A 12,774-nucleotide genomic window follows, 5' to 3' on the forward strand; every position below is an offset into this window, starting at 1 on the left:
CAATCGAAAGGCTGGTGCCTTTCGATTGGTGAGAGAGTACACATGAGCACACCCAACATCGTTCTCAACGTCAACGGCATCGAGGTCATCTACAACCACGTGATCCTGGTGCTCAAGGGCGTGTCGCTGCAGGTGCCCGAGCGCGGCATCGTCGCGCTGCTGGGCGGCAACGGCGCGGGCAAGACGACCACGCTGCGCGCCGTGTCCAACCTGCTCAAGGGCGAGCGCGGCGAGGTGACCAAGGGCAGCATCGAGCTGCGCGGCGAGCGCATCGAGAACCTCACCCCGGCCGATCTGGTGCAGCGCGGCGTGGTGCAGGTGATGGAAGGCCGGCACTGCTTCGCGCACCTCACGATCGAGGAGAACCTGCTCACCGGCTCGTACACGCGCAGCAGCAAGGCCGAGATCGCGGCCAACCTGGAAAAGGTCTACAACTACTTCCCGCGGCTGAAGACGCGCCGCACCTCGCAGGCCGCCTACACCTCCGGCGGCGAGCAGCAGATGTGCGCCATCGGCCGCGCGCTGATGGCCAACCCCAGCATCGTGCTGCTGGACGAGCCCTCCATGGGCCTGGCGCCGCAGATCGTGGAGGAAGTGTTCGAGATCGTGAAGGACCTGAACGCCAAGGAGCAGGTGACCTTCCTGCTGGCCGAGCAGAACACCAACATGGCGCTGCGCTACGCCGACTACGGCTACATCATGGAGAGCGGCCGCATCGTGATGGACGGCCCCGCGGCCGACCTGGCCAACAACGAGGACGTGAAGGAGTTCTACCTCGGCGTGGGTGGTGGCGAGCGCAAGAGCTTCCGCGACGTCAAGAGCTACAAGCGCCGCAAGAGGTGGCTGGCGTGACCCACCCCCGTTGCGCCAACGACCCGCTGAACTGAACGGACCAAGCTGATGACCGAATTCTTCGACGCGCTGGAAACGCGCGACCCTGGCCAGCGCGAGGCGGCGCTGATGGCGGCGCTGCCGGCGCAGGTGGCCCATGCACGCCAGGCCTCCGCGGCGTTTGCCGAGATCCTGCGTGACATCGATCCGCAGGCGGTGACGTCGCGCGCGGCGCTGGCGCGGCTGCCGGTCACGCGCAAGGGCGAGCTGTTCGAGCGGCAGAAGGCGCAGCGCGCGAGCGACCCGTTCGGCGGCTTCTCCACGCTGGTGCGCGGGCCGGCGATGCCGCGCATCTTTGCCTCGCCCGGGCCGATCTACGAACCCGACGGCGCCACGCGCGACTACTGGCGCGCCGGTCGCGCGCTGTTCGCCGCCGGCTTCCGCGCCGGCGACCTGGTGCACAACAGCTTCAGCTATCACATGACGCCCGGCGCCTTCATCATGGAATCGGGCGCTCATGCCATCGGCTGCACGGTGTTCCCCGCCGGCACCGGCCAGACCGAGCAGCAGCTGCAGGCGGTGGCCGAACTCCAGCCGGTGGCCTACATGGGCACGCCGAGCTTCCTGCGCATCCTGGTCGAGAAGGCCGCGGAGACCGGCACCGACATCGCCAGCCTGCGCAAGGGCCTGGTGGGCGGCGAGGCCTTTCCGCCCAGCCTGTGCCAGTGGTTCACCGAGCGCGGCCTGCACGTCTTCCAGAGCTACGCCACGGCCGACCTGGGCCTGATCGCCTACGAGACGGCGGCCCGTCAGGGCATGGTGCTGGACGAGGGCGTGATCGTGGAGATCGTGCGTCCCGGCACCGGCGACCCGGTGGCCGAAGGCGAGGTGGGCGAGGTGGTGGTGACCACGCTCAACCCGGCCTACCCGCTGATCCGTTTCGGCACCGGCGACCTCTCGGCGGTGCTGCCGGGTGCCGACCCCACGGGCCGCACCAACACGCGCATCAAGGGCTGGCTCGGCCGCGCCGACCAGACCACCAAGATCCGCGGCATGTTCGTGCACCCCAGCCAGGTGGCCGACATCGCGCGCCGCTTCCCGGAGATCGTGCGCGCGCGGCTGGTGGTCAGCGGCGAGATGGCGAACGACGTGATGACGCTCAAGGTGGAGGCCAGCACCGCCCCGGCCGGCCTGGACGACCGCATCGGCGAGGCCATCCGCGACGTCACCAAGCTGCGCGGCATGGTCGAGCTGGTGCCGCCCGGCAGCCTGCCCAATGACGGCAAGGTGATCGAGGACGCGCGCAGCTACAAGTAGCGTCGCCACGCGCGCGGCGGGGCCCGCGCACCGGCTTGACCTGCCGCAAGGCCCGTGCTTTCCCTCGGGCCGCGCTACGTAATTCCCGCGATGGCGCGGCGCTGGCGGCTGCCTATCATCCGCCGGTCACCATCCAGGAGCCCCCCATGAGACATCTGCTGAAGGCCCTCGCGCCCATCGCCCTTGCCGCCGTCACGCTGAACGCGGCCGCGCAGGACTTCCCGACCAAGCCGATCACCATCGTCGTGCCGTTCGCGGCCGGCGGCCCCACCGACCGCGTCGCGCGCGACCTGGCGGAAGCCATGCGCAAGCCCATGGGCGGCGCCACCATCGTGGTGGACAACGCGGCGGGTGCCGGCGGCTCCATCGGCGCCAACAAGGTGGCCAAGGCCCCCGCCGACGGCTACACGCTGCTGCTGCATCACATCGGCATGGCCACCATGCCGACCCTGGTGCGCAACATCCCCTTCAAGGTCGAGACCGACTTCGAATACGTGGGCATGGTCAACGACGTGCCCATGACACTGATCGGCCGCCCCAGCCTGCCGGCCAACAACTACCAGGAGCTCACCGCCTGGATCAACCAGAACAAGGGCAAGATCAACCTGGCCAACGCCGGCATCGGATCGGCCTCGCACCTGTGCGGCCTGCTGTTCCAGAACTCGGTGAAGGTGGACATGACCACCGTGCCGTACAAGGGCACCGGCCCGGCCATGACCGACCTGATCGGCGGCCAGGTCGACCTGATGTGCGACCAGACCACCAACACCACCGGCCAGATCGAGGCGAAGAAGGTCAAGGCCTACGCCGTGACCTCGCCCAAGCGCCTGTCGCCCGCCGCGCTGAAGGACCTGCCCACGCTGGATGAGTCCGGCCTGAAGGGCTTCAACGTCAGCATCTTCCACGGCCTGTACGCGCCCAAGGGCACGCCCGCGCCGGTGCTGAAGAAGCTCAACGACGCGCTGCAGGCCGCGCTGAAAGACGCCGACTTCATCAAGAAGCAGGAAGGCCTGGGCGCGGTGGTCGTGACCGACAAGCGCGTGCAGCCCGAAGAGCACAAGAAGTTCGTGGCCGCCGAGATCGCCAAGTGGAGCCCGGTCATCAAGGCCGCTGGCGTCTACGCCGACTGACGCGCACCTTGCGCTGAGCCGCATCAAGCCGCCCCGCGAGGGCGGCTTTTTGCTGGCCGCGGACGATGGCATCATCAACGGCCTCGCCGCCGCGGCAACAGCCGGCCGGCGCCCCGCAAGAACAACCTTCCCGGAGACACCCATGACGACTCGCCTGCCCTCCTCCACCCGCCGCCGCCTGCTCGCCGCTGGCGCCGCGCTCGCCGCCACGCCGCTGGCGTTGCACGCCCAGGGCGCCTGGCCGAACAAGCCGGTGCGCATCGTCGTGCCGTTCGCCCCCGGCGGCACGACGGACCTGCTGGCCCGCGCGCTGGCGCCCGAGTTCTCGCGCGTCTTCGGCCAGTCGTTCGTGGTGGAGAACAAGGGCGGCGCGGGCGGCAACATCGGCGCCGACCTGGTGGCCAAGTCGCCCGGCGACGGCTACACGCTGCTGATGGGCACCGTGGGCACGCACGGCATCAACAAGTCGCTGTACTCGAAGATGCCCTACGACCCGCAGAAGGACTTCGTGCCGATCTCGCTGGTGGCCGGCGTGCCCAACGTGATGGTCGTGAACACCGAGAAGGCGGCCGCGCGGGGCATGAACAACGTGGCGGACTTCGTGAAGTACGCCAAGGCCAACCCCGGCAAGCTGAACATGGCCTCCAGCGGCAACGGCACCTCCATCCACCTGGCCGGCGAGCTGTTCAAGAGCATGGGCGGCGTGTTCATGACGCATTTCCCGTTCACCGGCTCCGGCCCCGCGCTGCTGAGCCTGCTGGCCGGCGACATGGACGTGATGTTCGACAACCTGCCCTCGGCCATGCCGCACATCAAGTCCGGCAAGCTCAAGGCGCTGGCGGTCACCAGCTCGCAGCGCTCGGCCGCCTTGCCGGACGTGCCGACGGTGGAAGAGGCCGGCGGCCCGGCCTTCAAGGGCTTCGAGGCCAGCTCGTGGTTCGGCCTACTCGCCCCCGCCGGCACGCCGGCCGAGATCGCCAGCCGGATCCAGCAGGAGACGGCCAAGGCCCTGGCCCTGCCCGCCATGAAGGAGCGCCTGCTGGCGCAAGGCGCCATCCCCAGCGGCAACACGCCGCAGGAGTTCGCGCGTCACATCGACAACGAGATCCGCAAGTGGGCGCCGGTGGTGAAGGCGTCGGGCGCGAAGGTGGATTGAGGGCGCGCCGGGCTAGACGCCCCAGACGATGTCCTGCCCCGCCGCCTGGCAGCGGCGCAGCATGTCGATGAAGGGCTTGGCGCGCTGGCGCAGGGATACCGACTCCTCGCCGCCTGTGCGCACCTCGCGCCCCTCGGCGCGCGCGGCCTCCGCGGCCGCGCGCTGATCGGCCTCCTCGCGCTCGATCGCGGCCTCCAGCGCGCGGATCGCCGCGGGCATGTCGGCCGCGAGCAGGATGCCCTTTGGCGCGGGGTCCTTGCCGATGATCTGCAGCACGCGGCGGCCATTCGGCTCCAGCATGATCAGGTCGCCCGTGGCCTTGGACTTGAACTTGTAGAGCATGGGCGGAGTATCGCCCAGCGGCCGGGTGCGCGCCAGCCAGCGCGGCGGGTCTGCACGCTTGCGGCCTTCTTTGTTCAAGCCTAAACTATTTAGGAGAGACGCCGTCATGCCCGCGCAGGCTGGGATGGCGCAGACCCGGCTCATACAAGGAACGGCATGGACATCGAAGCCCGAGCGCACAGCGAGCACCCGGAGGCGCTACGCCTGTGGCTGCGCATGCTCACCTGCACGCAGATCGTGGAGAAGCGGGTGCGCGGCCGGCTGCGCGAGCAGTTCGACACCACGCTTCCGCGCTTCGACCTCATGGCGCAGCTGGAGCGCGCGCCCGGCGGGCTGAAGATGAACGAGCTGTCGCGCCGCATGATGGTGACCGGCGGCAATGTCACCGGCATCACGGACCAGCTGGTGGCCGAGGGCCTGGTGGAGCGCATCGACGTCGAGGGCGACCGCCGCGCCTACCGTGTGCGCCTCACGTCCAAGGGCCGGCGCCAGTTCAACGACATGGCGCGCCAGCACGAGGAATGGATCCTGGAGGCCTTCAGCGGACTGGGCGAGAAGGACATCGCCACGCTGCACCGCCTGCTGGGCAAGGTGAAGGAGCATGTGTCCGCCCCGCAGGAGGCCGCATCATGACCGCCGGCTCCGCCCAGACCGACCGCTTCGTGCATGACCGCCTGCCCGCGCCCGCGGCCTGGCCGCAGCTGCGCTACGACCTGCCCGAGCTGCAGTTCCCGACCCACGTCAACATCACCCGCGCGCTGCTCGATGAAGCCGGGTCCCGTGGCTGGGGCGCCCGCCCCATGCTGCGCAGCGCGACCCGCACGCTCACCTACGACGAGGCGCGCGTGGAGGTGGACCGCCTGTGCCGCGTGCTGGTGGAAGACCTGGGCGTGGTCCCCGGCCAGCGCGTGCTGCTGCGCGGTGGCAACTCGATCCAGATGGCGCTGGCCTGGCTGGCGGTGGTCAAGATCGGCGCCATCTCGGTGGCCACCATGCCGCTGCTGCGCGCGCGCGAGCTGGGCGACATCATCGACAAGGCCCAGCCCGCGCTGGCCCTGTGCGACGCGCGCCTGCTGGCCGACCTGGAGCAGGCCCGTGCCGAGCATCCGGTGCTGGCGCGCATCGTGCCGTTCCACGCGGGCGACGCGCCGGATTCATTGGAGGCCCTGGCGGCCCGCCACCAGGGCGCGTTCGAAGCCTGCCCCACCGCGGCGGACGACATCGCGCTGCTCGCCTTCACCTCCGGCACCACCGGCAAGCCCAAGGCGGCCGTGCACACGCACCGCGACGTGCTCGCGGCCTGCGAGGCCTGGCCGCGCCATGTGCTGAAGGCCACGCCCGACGACATCGTCATCGGCAGTCCGCCACTGGCCTTCACCTTCGGCCTGGGCGGCCTGCTCGTATTCCCCATGTGGGCAGGGGCCTCGGTGTACTTCCACGACGGCCCGTACACACCCGAGCTGCTGATCCGCACCATCCGCGAGATCGGCGCCACCATCTGCTACACGGCGCCCACGTTCTACCGGGCGGCGGCACCGTTCGCGCGCGAGCTGGGCATCGGCCGCCTGCGCATCTGCGTGAGCGCGGGCGAGGGCCTGCCGGATGCCACGCGCCAGCTCTGGAAGCAGGCCACCGGCATCGAGATGCTCGACGGCATCGGCGCCACCGAGATGTTCCACATCTTCATCTCCGCCGCGGGTGACGAGGTGCGGCGCGGCGCCATCGGCAAGGTGGTGCCGGGCTACACCGCGCGCGTGGTGGACGACGAAGGCCGCGAGGTGCCGCGCGGCACGGTGGGCAAGCTGGCGGTGATCGGCCCCACCGGCTGCCGCTACCTGGACGACTCGCGCCAGGCGAACTACGTGAAGGACGGCTGGAACTATCCCGGCGATGCCTTCATGCAGGACGAGGACGGCTACTTCTTCTACCAGGCGCGCGCCGACGACATGATCATCAGCGCCGGCTACAACATCGGCGGCCCCGAGGTGGAAGATGCGCTTCTGCGCCACCCGGCCGTGGCCGAGTGCGGCGTGATCGGCAAGCCCGACGACGAGCGTGGCATGATCGTCAAGGCGTTCTGCGTGCTCAAGCCCGGCCACACCGGCGACGCCGCGATGGTGAAGACGCTGCAGGAGCACGTGAAGGCGACCATCGCCCCCTACAAGTACCCGCGCGAGATCGAATTCGTGACCAGCCTGCCCCGCACCGAAACCGGCAAGCTGCAGCGCTTCCGGCTGCGGCAGAACGCTGCGTGACATCACCCGCCCCATCCGGTGCACTGCTCGCGGCCTATCCCTGGCTGGCGGAGGTGCAACCCGGCGTGGACAGCCTGCCGCCCGCCTGCGGACCCCTGACGGTGCCGGCCGGCACGCCGCTCTTCGCGGAGCACGCACCCTGCCAGGGCTTCCCGCTCGTGATCGAGGGCGAGGTGCAGGTGGCGCGCAGCTCCGACGACGGCCGCTCGCTGGAGCTGTACCGCGTGCAGCCGGGCGAGCTGTGCCTGGTCTCCAGCGCCTGCCTGTTCAGCGCGCAGCCGCTCACGGCCCACGGCGTGGCCACGCGTCCGACCACGCTGCTGTTGGTGCCACCCGAGGTGTTCACCGCCTGGCTGGCGCAGGCTGGCTTTCGGGCCTGGGTGCTGGGCCTGTTCGCCGAGCGCATGGCCGATCTCACCAGCCTCGTGGACGCCGTGGCCTTCCACCGGCTGGACCAGCGCCTGGCCGCCGCGCTGCTGGGGCACGGCCCGGAACTCGCGGTCACCCACCAGCAGCTTGCGGACACGCTGGGCACGGTGCGCGAGATCGTCACGCGGCTGCTGCGGCGCTTCGAGCGCGAAGGCTGGGTGGCGCTGGGCCGCGAGCGCGTGCGCATCCTGGACAGCGCGGCCCTGCGCCGCCATGCCGGCCCTGTGTGATCCAGGTCACATACGACGCGCCCTGGCGGCGGTGAAATGCGCTTCATCTACTCACCTGATGGAGCGCACACATGAAGCAGAACATCCACAACATCGAACGCGTCGTCCGCGTCGTCGCCGGCCTGGGCCTGATCGCCCTGGCCGCCACCGGCACCGTGGGCTGGTGGGGCTGGCTGGGCGTGGTGCCGCTCGCCACCGGCGCCATCGGCTGGTGCCCGCCCTACGCGATGTTCGGGTTCAGCACCTGCAAGACGAAGGACGCCTGAAATCGTCGTCCCCGCGCAGGCGGGGATCCAGAAGGTGGTGGCCCGCAGGGATCTCCTGAATTCCCGCCTGCGCGGGAATGACGGGAACGCTCAGGCGGCGGCGGTGAACACCAGCTCAGGGGCCAGATCGCACACGCCGTTGAGCGAGTTGGTCACCAGGCAGGCACGCTTGGACTTGTCCAGCACCGTGCGGGCCAGCGCCTCGCGCGCCGGGTCCGCGAGAGTCAGGCGCGGCTTCACCGTGTAGTGCGTGAAGCGCGTGCCGGTCTCGGTCTTCTCCAGCACCCCTTCCACATCCACCTCCAGCCGCTCCCACTCCAGCTTCGACGCGCGCGCCACCGCGCGGAACGACAGCACGTAGCAATCGGCAATGGCGGCGATCAGCAGCGTCTCGGGCGACCAGTAGCCGGGCGGGCCATCGAACTCCGGCGGCGGCGTGGTCTCCAGGCGGGGCAGGCCGGCGCTGTCGCAGGCGACCGGGCCACTAGTGCCGGCAGAGGCCTGCACGGTGTAGCGGTGGGGATAGGGGTGCATGAATCAGTCCTTCCGAATGGAAGGATACAGGGTAGCCGGACAAGCGGCCTTCGGCCTTGACCCAGGTCAGGCCCGGCCGGCCGCGCCCGTATCATCCCGCCCATGCCCGCTTACGCTTTCGAGGCCCTCGACACCCTGGGCGCCACCCAGAAGGGCGTGATCGAGGCCGATACGGCCAAGGCCGCGCGCGGCCTGCTGCGCAGCCGCGCCCTGGTGCCGCTGGAGGTGAAGCCGGTGGCCTCAGGCGACGCCAGTGCGCCGCGCGGCGGATCGCTGTTCACCCGGCCGGTGTTCAGCAGCACGGCGCTGGCGATCTGGACGCGCCAGCTCGCCGGGTTGGTGGGCTCAGGCCTCACACTGGAGCGCGCGCTCACCGCGCTCGCCGACGAGGCCGACAACGAGCGCCAGCACCATCTGGTCGCCGCGTTGCGCGCCGAGGTGAATGCCGGCTCCTCCTTCGGCAAGGCGCTGGCACGCTTTCCGCGCGAGTTCTCGGAGATCTATGTCGCGGTGGTCGGCGCCGGCGAGCAGAGCGGCCACCTCGACCAGGTGCTGGAACGCCTGGCCGATGACCTGGAGGAGCGGCAGGCGCTGAATGCCAAGCTGCTCGCGGCCACGCTGTACCCGGCCATCGTGACCGCGGCGGCCATCGTGATCGTGCTGCTGCTCATGACCTACGTGGTGCCGCAGGTGGCCGGGGTGTTCGCCGGCACCAAGCGCGCCCTGCCGCTGCTGACCACCATCATGCTGGCGTTGAGCGGCTTTCTGCGCCAATGGGGCGTGGTGATGGTGGGGGCCGCGGTGCTGGGCGTGGTGGCGCTGCGCTTCGCCTTGCGCAATGAGGCGCTTCGTGAACGCTACGACGCCGCCTGGCTGACGCTGCCGCTGGTGGGCCGCCTCTCGCGCGGCTACAACGCGGCGCGCTTCGCCGGCACGCTGGCCATGCTGGCCGGCGCCGGCGTGCCCATCCTGAAGGCGCTGCAGGCCGCGGCCGAGACGCTGGGCAACCGCGCCATGCGCGCCGACGCGCTGGACGCCCTGGTGCTGGTGCGCGAGGGCGCGCCGCTGGCCAGTGCGCTGGCGCAGAAGAAGCGCTTTCCCGGGCTGCTGGCGATGTTCGCCCGCATGGGCGAGCAGACCGGCCGCCTGCCCGCGATGCTGCAGCGCGCGGCCAACCAGCTCAGCACCGAGGTGCAGCGGCGCGCCCTGCAGCTGGCCACCCTGCTGGAGCCGCTGCTCATCGTCGGCATGGGCCTGGTGGTGATGCTGATCGTGCTGGCGGTGCTGCTGCCCATCATCCAGTTGAACCAGTGGGTGAGGTGAGCAGGCCATGAGCGTCACGCTGGAAGACAAGCTGGTCGTCGCGATCTCGTCGCGCGCACTGTTCGACTTCGAGGAAGAGAACCGCGTGTTCGACAGCGGCGACGCGGCCGGCTACATGCGCCTGCAGCTGGATCGGCTGGAGCAGCCGGCGGCGCCGGGCATCGCCTTCTCGCTCATCCGCAAGCTGCTGGCCTTCAACGAGGGCGATCAGCAGCGCGTGGAGGTGGTGATCCTCTCGCGCAACGACCCGGTCTCGGGCATGCGCGTGTTCCGCTCGGCGCAGGCGCACGGCATCGCGCTGCAGCGCGGCGTGTTCAGCCAGGGCCGCTCGCCCTACGGCTACCTGCGCCCGTTGCGCGCGCACCTGTTCCTCTCGGCCAACGCCGACGACGTGCGGCAGGCGCTGGCGGCGGGCTTCCCGGCCGCACGGGTACTGACCGAGTCGGCCCAGGCCGGCTCCAATCATCCGAACGAGGTGCGCATCGCCTTCGACGGCGACGCGGTGCTGTTCTCCGACGAGGCGGAGCAGGTGTTCCAGGCGCAGGGGCTGCAGGCCTTCCAGGATCACGAGCGGCGCAAGGCCGCGCAGCCGCTGCCGGGCGGCCCCTTCAAGCCGCTGCTGGCCGCGCTGCACCGCCTGCAGCGCGACGGCGACGCTCGCATGCGCATCCGCACCGCGCTGGTCACCGCGCGCAGCGCGCCGGCACACGAGCGCGCCATCCGCACGCTGATGGACTGGAAGATCGACGTCGACGAGGCCATGTTCCTCGGCGGCCTGCCCAAGGGCGAGTTCCTGCGCGAGTTCGAGCCGGACTTCTTCTTCGACGACCAGACGCGGCACGTGGACCACGCCGCGCGCCACGTGCCCTCCGGGCATGTGGCGGCGGGCGTGGCCAACCGCTGACGCGCCGCATCAGCGCGGCACGCGACGCTCGATCAGCTGCCCCTCCAGCGTGCCCGCGCCCAGCGGGTGCGAGGCGGGCCGCTCGATCTGGCGGCGCACGATCATGATGCCGGACTGCGGTGCCGTCCACACCGTGGTGCGCTCACCCAGGCTGTCGACCGTGACGACCCGGAAGGTCTTGTACGTGCCGGCCGGCACGGTGATCTCCTCGTACGCCTCCACCGTGCCCTTCACCTCCAGCGGCAGGGTGCGCTGTGGCGTCACCACCATGTGGCGTGTGGTCCAGGTGCGCCCCACCGACAACGGCCAAGGATTGCCCAGGGGGGGATCGTAGGTGGCCGTGGTCACGCCGGCGGGTGAGAGCGACGCGACCTGGCCATAGGTGGCGGGGTCGTAGTAGGCGGTGCCAGCCGTGGGCGACACGGTGCTCAGCACGGGGCGCCCCTGGAACTGGGCCTCGCCGTGTGTCCACACCACGCGGGCTTCACCGCTGCCGAAGCTGCCCGTGCTCTTGCGCGTGAAGACGCCCACGGTGCCGTTGGGAATGTCGCTGAAGCGTTCCACCACCGGGGTGCTGGCGCAACCGGCCAGCAGGGCCAGCGCCCCCATCAGCACACCCCCTGCGGCCGCCAGCGCGAATCGACGTTGCATCATCACTTCTCCATCCGGGCCTGCGCGGGCGGCCGGGATGGCCGCGCCTTCAGGCAGGTCCGGATGTCAAGTTACGCCGACGGGCAACGGGGATCTTGACCTTGCTCAACCGCGGTCGGGGATGCGGCCGCGCGCCTCGCGCCGCGCCACCCACAGCGTGGCGGCGGCGATGATCACGCCGCCCGCCAGCGTGGATCCGCTGGGTGCGTCGCCGAACCAGGCCCACCCCAGCAGGGTGGCCCAGACCAGCTCCAGGAACTTGGTGGACTGCGTGGCCGAGATGTCCGCCGCCGCCAGCGAACGGGTCAGGAAGTAGTGCCCCACGCTGCCCAGCACGCCGCAGACGGCGAACAGCGCCCACTGCGTCGCGCCGGGCCAGGCCCAGTTCGGCAGGGCCATCGGCAGGCTGAACAGGGTGACCGTGATCGCCTGCCAGACCACGATCACCTCCGCGCGCTCGTGCCGCGTAAGCGCCTTGGTCACCAGGAACGAGGCGGCGAACACGGGCGCCGAGGCCAGCATCACCAGCGCGTACACGCCGCCCTGGCCCGTGAGCTTGGGGCCGACCACGATCAGCACGCCGATGAAGCCCACCAGCGCGGCGACCCAGCGTTCCCAGCGCATGCGTTCGCGGAAGAACACGGCGGCGCCGAGCATGATGAAGATCGGCCCGGTGAAGCCGATGGCGGTGGTGTCCGCGAGGGTGATGTGCGGGATGGCGGTGAACCACAGCACCAGGCCCAGCGTGTGCAGGCCGCCGCGCGTGAACTGCCCGCCGATGTCGCGCGGCCGCCAGGCGGCCAGGCCCCGGCGCAGCACGAACGGCAGCATCACGGCAAGCCCCATCAGGTAGCGCAGGAACTGCGTCTGGTACGGGTCGATCTGCTGCGCCAGCGCGCGCATGATCGTGTTGAGCACCACGAACACCAGGCCCGCGGCCACCGACCAGAGCATGCCCCGCACCGCCGGGGGCCAGCGGCGGGCGCGCCGCAACGCCACCGAGGCATGGCGCGCAAGGCGCGGGCGCGCCGCGCGCGGACTGCTGGTCTCCATCGCGACATTGTCGGGCCAGCACGGTCCACGTGCTTCTCCTATCATGCAGGGGTCTTCAGGGCGGGGTGAAACTCCCCACCGGCGGTAGGTGGCGGCCATGCAAGTGGCGGCCATGAGCCCGCGAGCGCCCGTGGCCGCGAAAGCGGCCACGGGGTCAGCAGATCCAGTCCAACGCTGGAGCCGACGGTCACAGTCCGGATGAAAGAAGATGCGCGATCCCTCCCGTGGGGGCCGTGCTGCGCGCGCGCCGGCCTTCGCCAGAGGGCGGGCGCGGGCATTCTTGCCGCCTTGAAGCGTTTTTGTTCAACCAACAGGAGCGTTTCATGACCCCTTCCACGATCGAATCCCCGGGC

Annotated in this window: 14 protein-coding genes and 1 riboswitch; of the genes, 10 read left to right on the top strand and 4 right to left on the bottom strand. The window is 70.4% G+C overall.

What is annotated here, in order from left to right; genetic code table 11:
* Positions 1–42 precede the first annotated feature (42 nt).
* The 4 genes from ACE3T5_RS18790 to ACE3T5_RS18805 all read left to right on the top strand — a co-directional run bounded on the left by ACE3T5_RS18790 (position 43) and on the right by ACE3T5_RS18805 (position 4,434).
* Positions 43–852, top strand: a complete 810-nt coding sequence (locus tag ACE3T5_RS18790) for an ABC transporter ATP-binding protein (RefSeq protein WP_374669634.1) — start codon at positions 43–45, stop codon at positions 850–852.
* Between the two features lie 48 nt (positions 853–900).
* Entirely contained in the window at positions 901–2,148 is a 1,248-nt protein-coding gene (locus tag ACE3T5_RS18795; protein WP_374669635.1) for a phenylacetate--CoA ligase family protein, read from the top strand.
* Between the two features lie 146 nt (positions 2,149–2,294).
* Entirely contained in the window at positions 2,295–3,278 is a 984-nt protein-coding gene (locus tag ACE3T5_RS18800; protein WP_374669636.1) for a tripartite tricarboxylate transporter substrate-binding protein, read from the top strand.
* 142 nt (positions 3,279–3,420) lie between these two features.
* Positions 3,421–4,434 (top strand): Bug family tripartite tricarboxylate transporter substrate binding protein, encoded by a 1,014-nt coding sequence (locus tag ACE3T5_RS18805; RefSeq protein ID WP_374669637.1) that lies wholly within the window; start codon positions 3,421–3,423, stop codon positions 4,432–4,434.
* 12 nt (positions 4,435–4,446) lie between these two features.
* Here ACE3T5_RS18805 and ACE3T5_RS18810 read toward each other — a convergent pair whose 3' ends face one another.
* On the bottom strand, positions 4,447–4,776 hold the full coding sequence (locus tag ACE3T5_RS18810) for a DUF1840 domain-containing protein (RefSeq protein WP_374669647.1): 330 nt from the start codon (positions 4,774–4,776) through the stop codon (positions 4,447–4,449).
* A 156-nt stretch (positions 4,777–4,932) separates the two neighbouring features.
* Here ACE3T5_RS18810 and ACE3T5_RS18815 point away from each other — a divergent pair, with 156 nt between their 5' ends.
* The 4 genes from ACE3T5_RS18815 to ACE3T5_RS18830 all read left to right on the top strand — a co-directional run bounded on the left by ACE3T5_RS18815 (position 4,933) and on the right by ACE3T5_RS18830 (position 7,956).
* Positions 4,933–5,409, top strand: coding sequence for a MarR family winged helix-turn-helix transcriptional regulator (locus ACE3T5_RS18815; protein ID WP_374669638.1), 477 nt, complete (start codon positions 4,933–4,935; stop codon positions 5,407–5,409).
* A complete protein-coding gene (locus tag ACE3T5_RS18820; RefSeq protein WP_374669639.1) occupies positions 5,406–7,031 on the top strand; it encodes an AMP-binding protein in 1,626 nt (541 codons plus the stop codon). The genes ACE3T5_RS18815 and ACE3T5_RS18820 overlap by 4 nt, the downstream gene beginning before the upstream one ends.
* The gene (locus tag ACE3T5_RS18825) at positions 7,028–7,690 is read left to right on the top strand and encodes a Crp/Fnr family transcriptional regulator (protein WP_374669640.1); all 663 of its coding nucleotides are present in this window, start codon (positions 7,028–7,030) and stop codon (positions 7,688–7,690) included. Before ACE3T5_RS18820 ends, ACE3T5_RS18825 begins: the two co-directional genes overlap by 4 nt.
* A 71-nt stretch (positions 7,691–7,761) precedes the next feature.
* A complete protein-coding gene (locus ACE3T5_RS18830) occupies positions 7,762–7,956 on the top strand; it encodes a DUF2892 domain-containing protein (RefSeq protein ID WP_374669641.1) in 195 nt (64 codons plus the stop codon).
* Positions 7,957–8,046: 90 nt separating this feature from the next.
* Here the strand turns inward: ACE3T5_RS18830 and ACE3T5_RS18835 are convergent, their stop codons facing one another.
* Complete coding sequence (locus tag ACE3T5_RS18835) at positions 8,047–8,490, bottom strand: OsmC family protein (RefSeq protein WP_374669642.1); 444 nt, start codon at positions 8,488–8,490, stop codon at positions 8,047–8,049.
* Between the two features lie 102 nt (positions 8,491–8,592).
* Between ACE3T5_RS18835 and gspF the strand changes: the two genes are divergently transcribed.
* Positions 8,593–9,813 carry a type II secretion system inner membrane protein GspF gene (gene gspF, locus ACE3T5_RS18840; protein ID WP_374669643.1) on the top strand — a complete coding sequence of 407 codons (1,221 nt, stop codon included), beginning with the start codon at positions 8,593–8,595 and terminating at the stop codon, positions 9,811–9,813.
* Positions 9,814–9,820: 7 nt separating this feature from the next.
* Positions 9,821–10,717, top strand: a complete 897-nt coding sequence (locus tag ACE3T5_RS18845) for a 5'-nucleotidase (RefSeq protein WP_374669644.1) — start codon at positions 9,821–9,823, stop codon at positions 10,715–10,717.
* A gap of 9 nt (positions 10,718–10,726) precedes the next feature.
* Here ACE3T5_RS18845 and ACE3T5_RS18850 read toward each other — a convergent pair whose 3' ends face one another.
* Both ACE3T5_RS18850 and ACE3T5_RS18855 read right to left on the bottom strand, forming a co-directional pair.
* On the bottom strand, positions 10,727–11,371 hold the full coding sequence (locus tag ACE3T5_RS18850) for a hypothetical protein (protein ID WP_374669645.1): 645 nt from the start codon (positions 11,369–11,371) through the stop codon (positions 10,727–10,729).
* A gap of 102 nt (positions 11,372–11,473) precedes the next feature.
* Entirely contained in the window at positions 11,474–12,421 is a 948-nt protein-coding gene (locus ACE3T5_RS18855) for a DMT family transporter (RefSeq protein WP_374669646.1), read from the bottom strand.
* A 47-nt stretch (positions 12,422–12,468) separates the two neighbouring features.
* A riboswitch (FMN riboswitch) is annotated at positions 12,469–12,635 on the top strand.
* Positions 12,636–12,774: the final 139 nt, after the last annotated feature.

Origin of the sequence: Ramlibacter sp., from assembly GCF_041916345.1 — a bacterium.
Taxonomy (GTDB): Bacteria; Pseudomonadota; Gammaproteobacteria; order Burkholderiales; family Burkholderiaceae_C; genus Ramlibacter.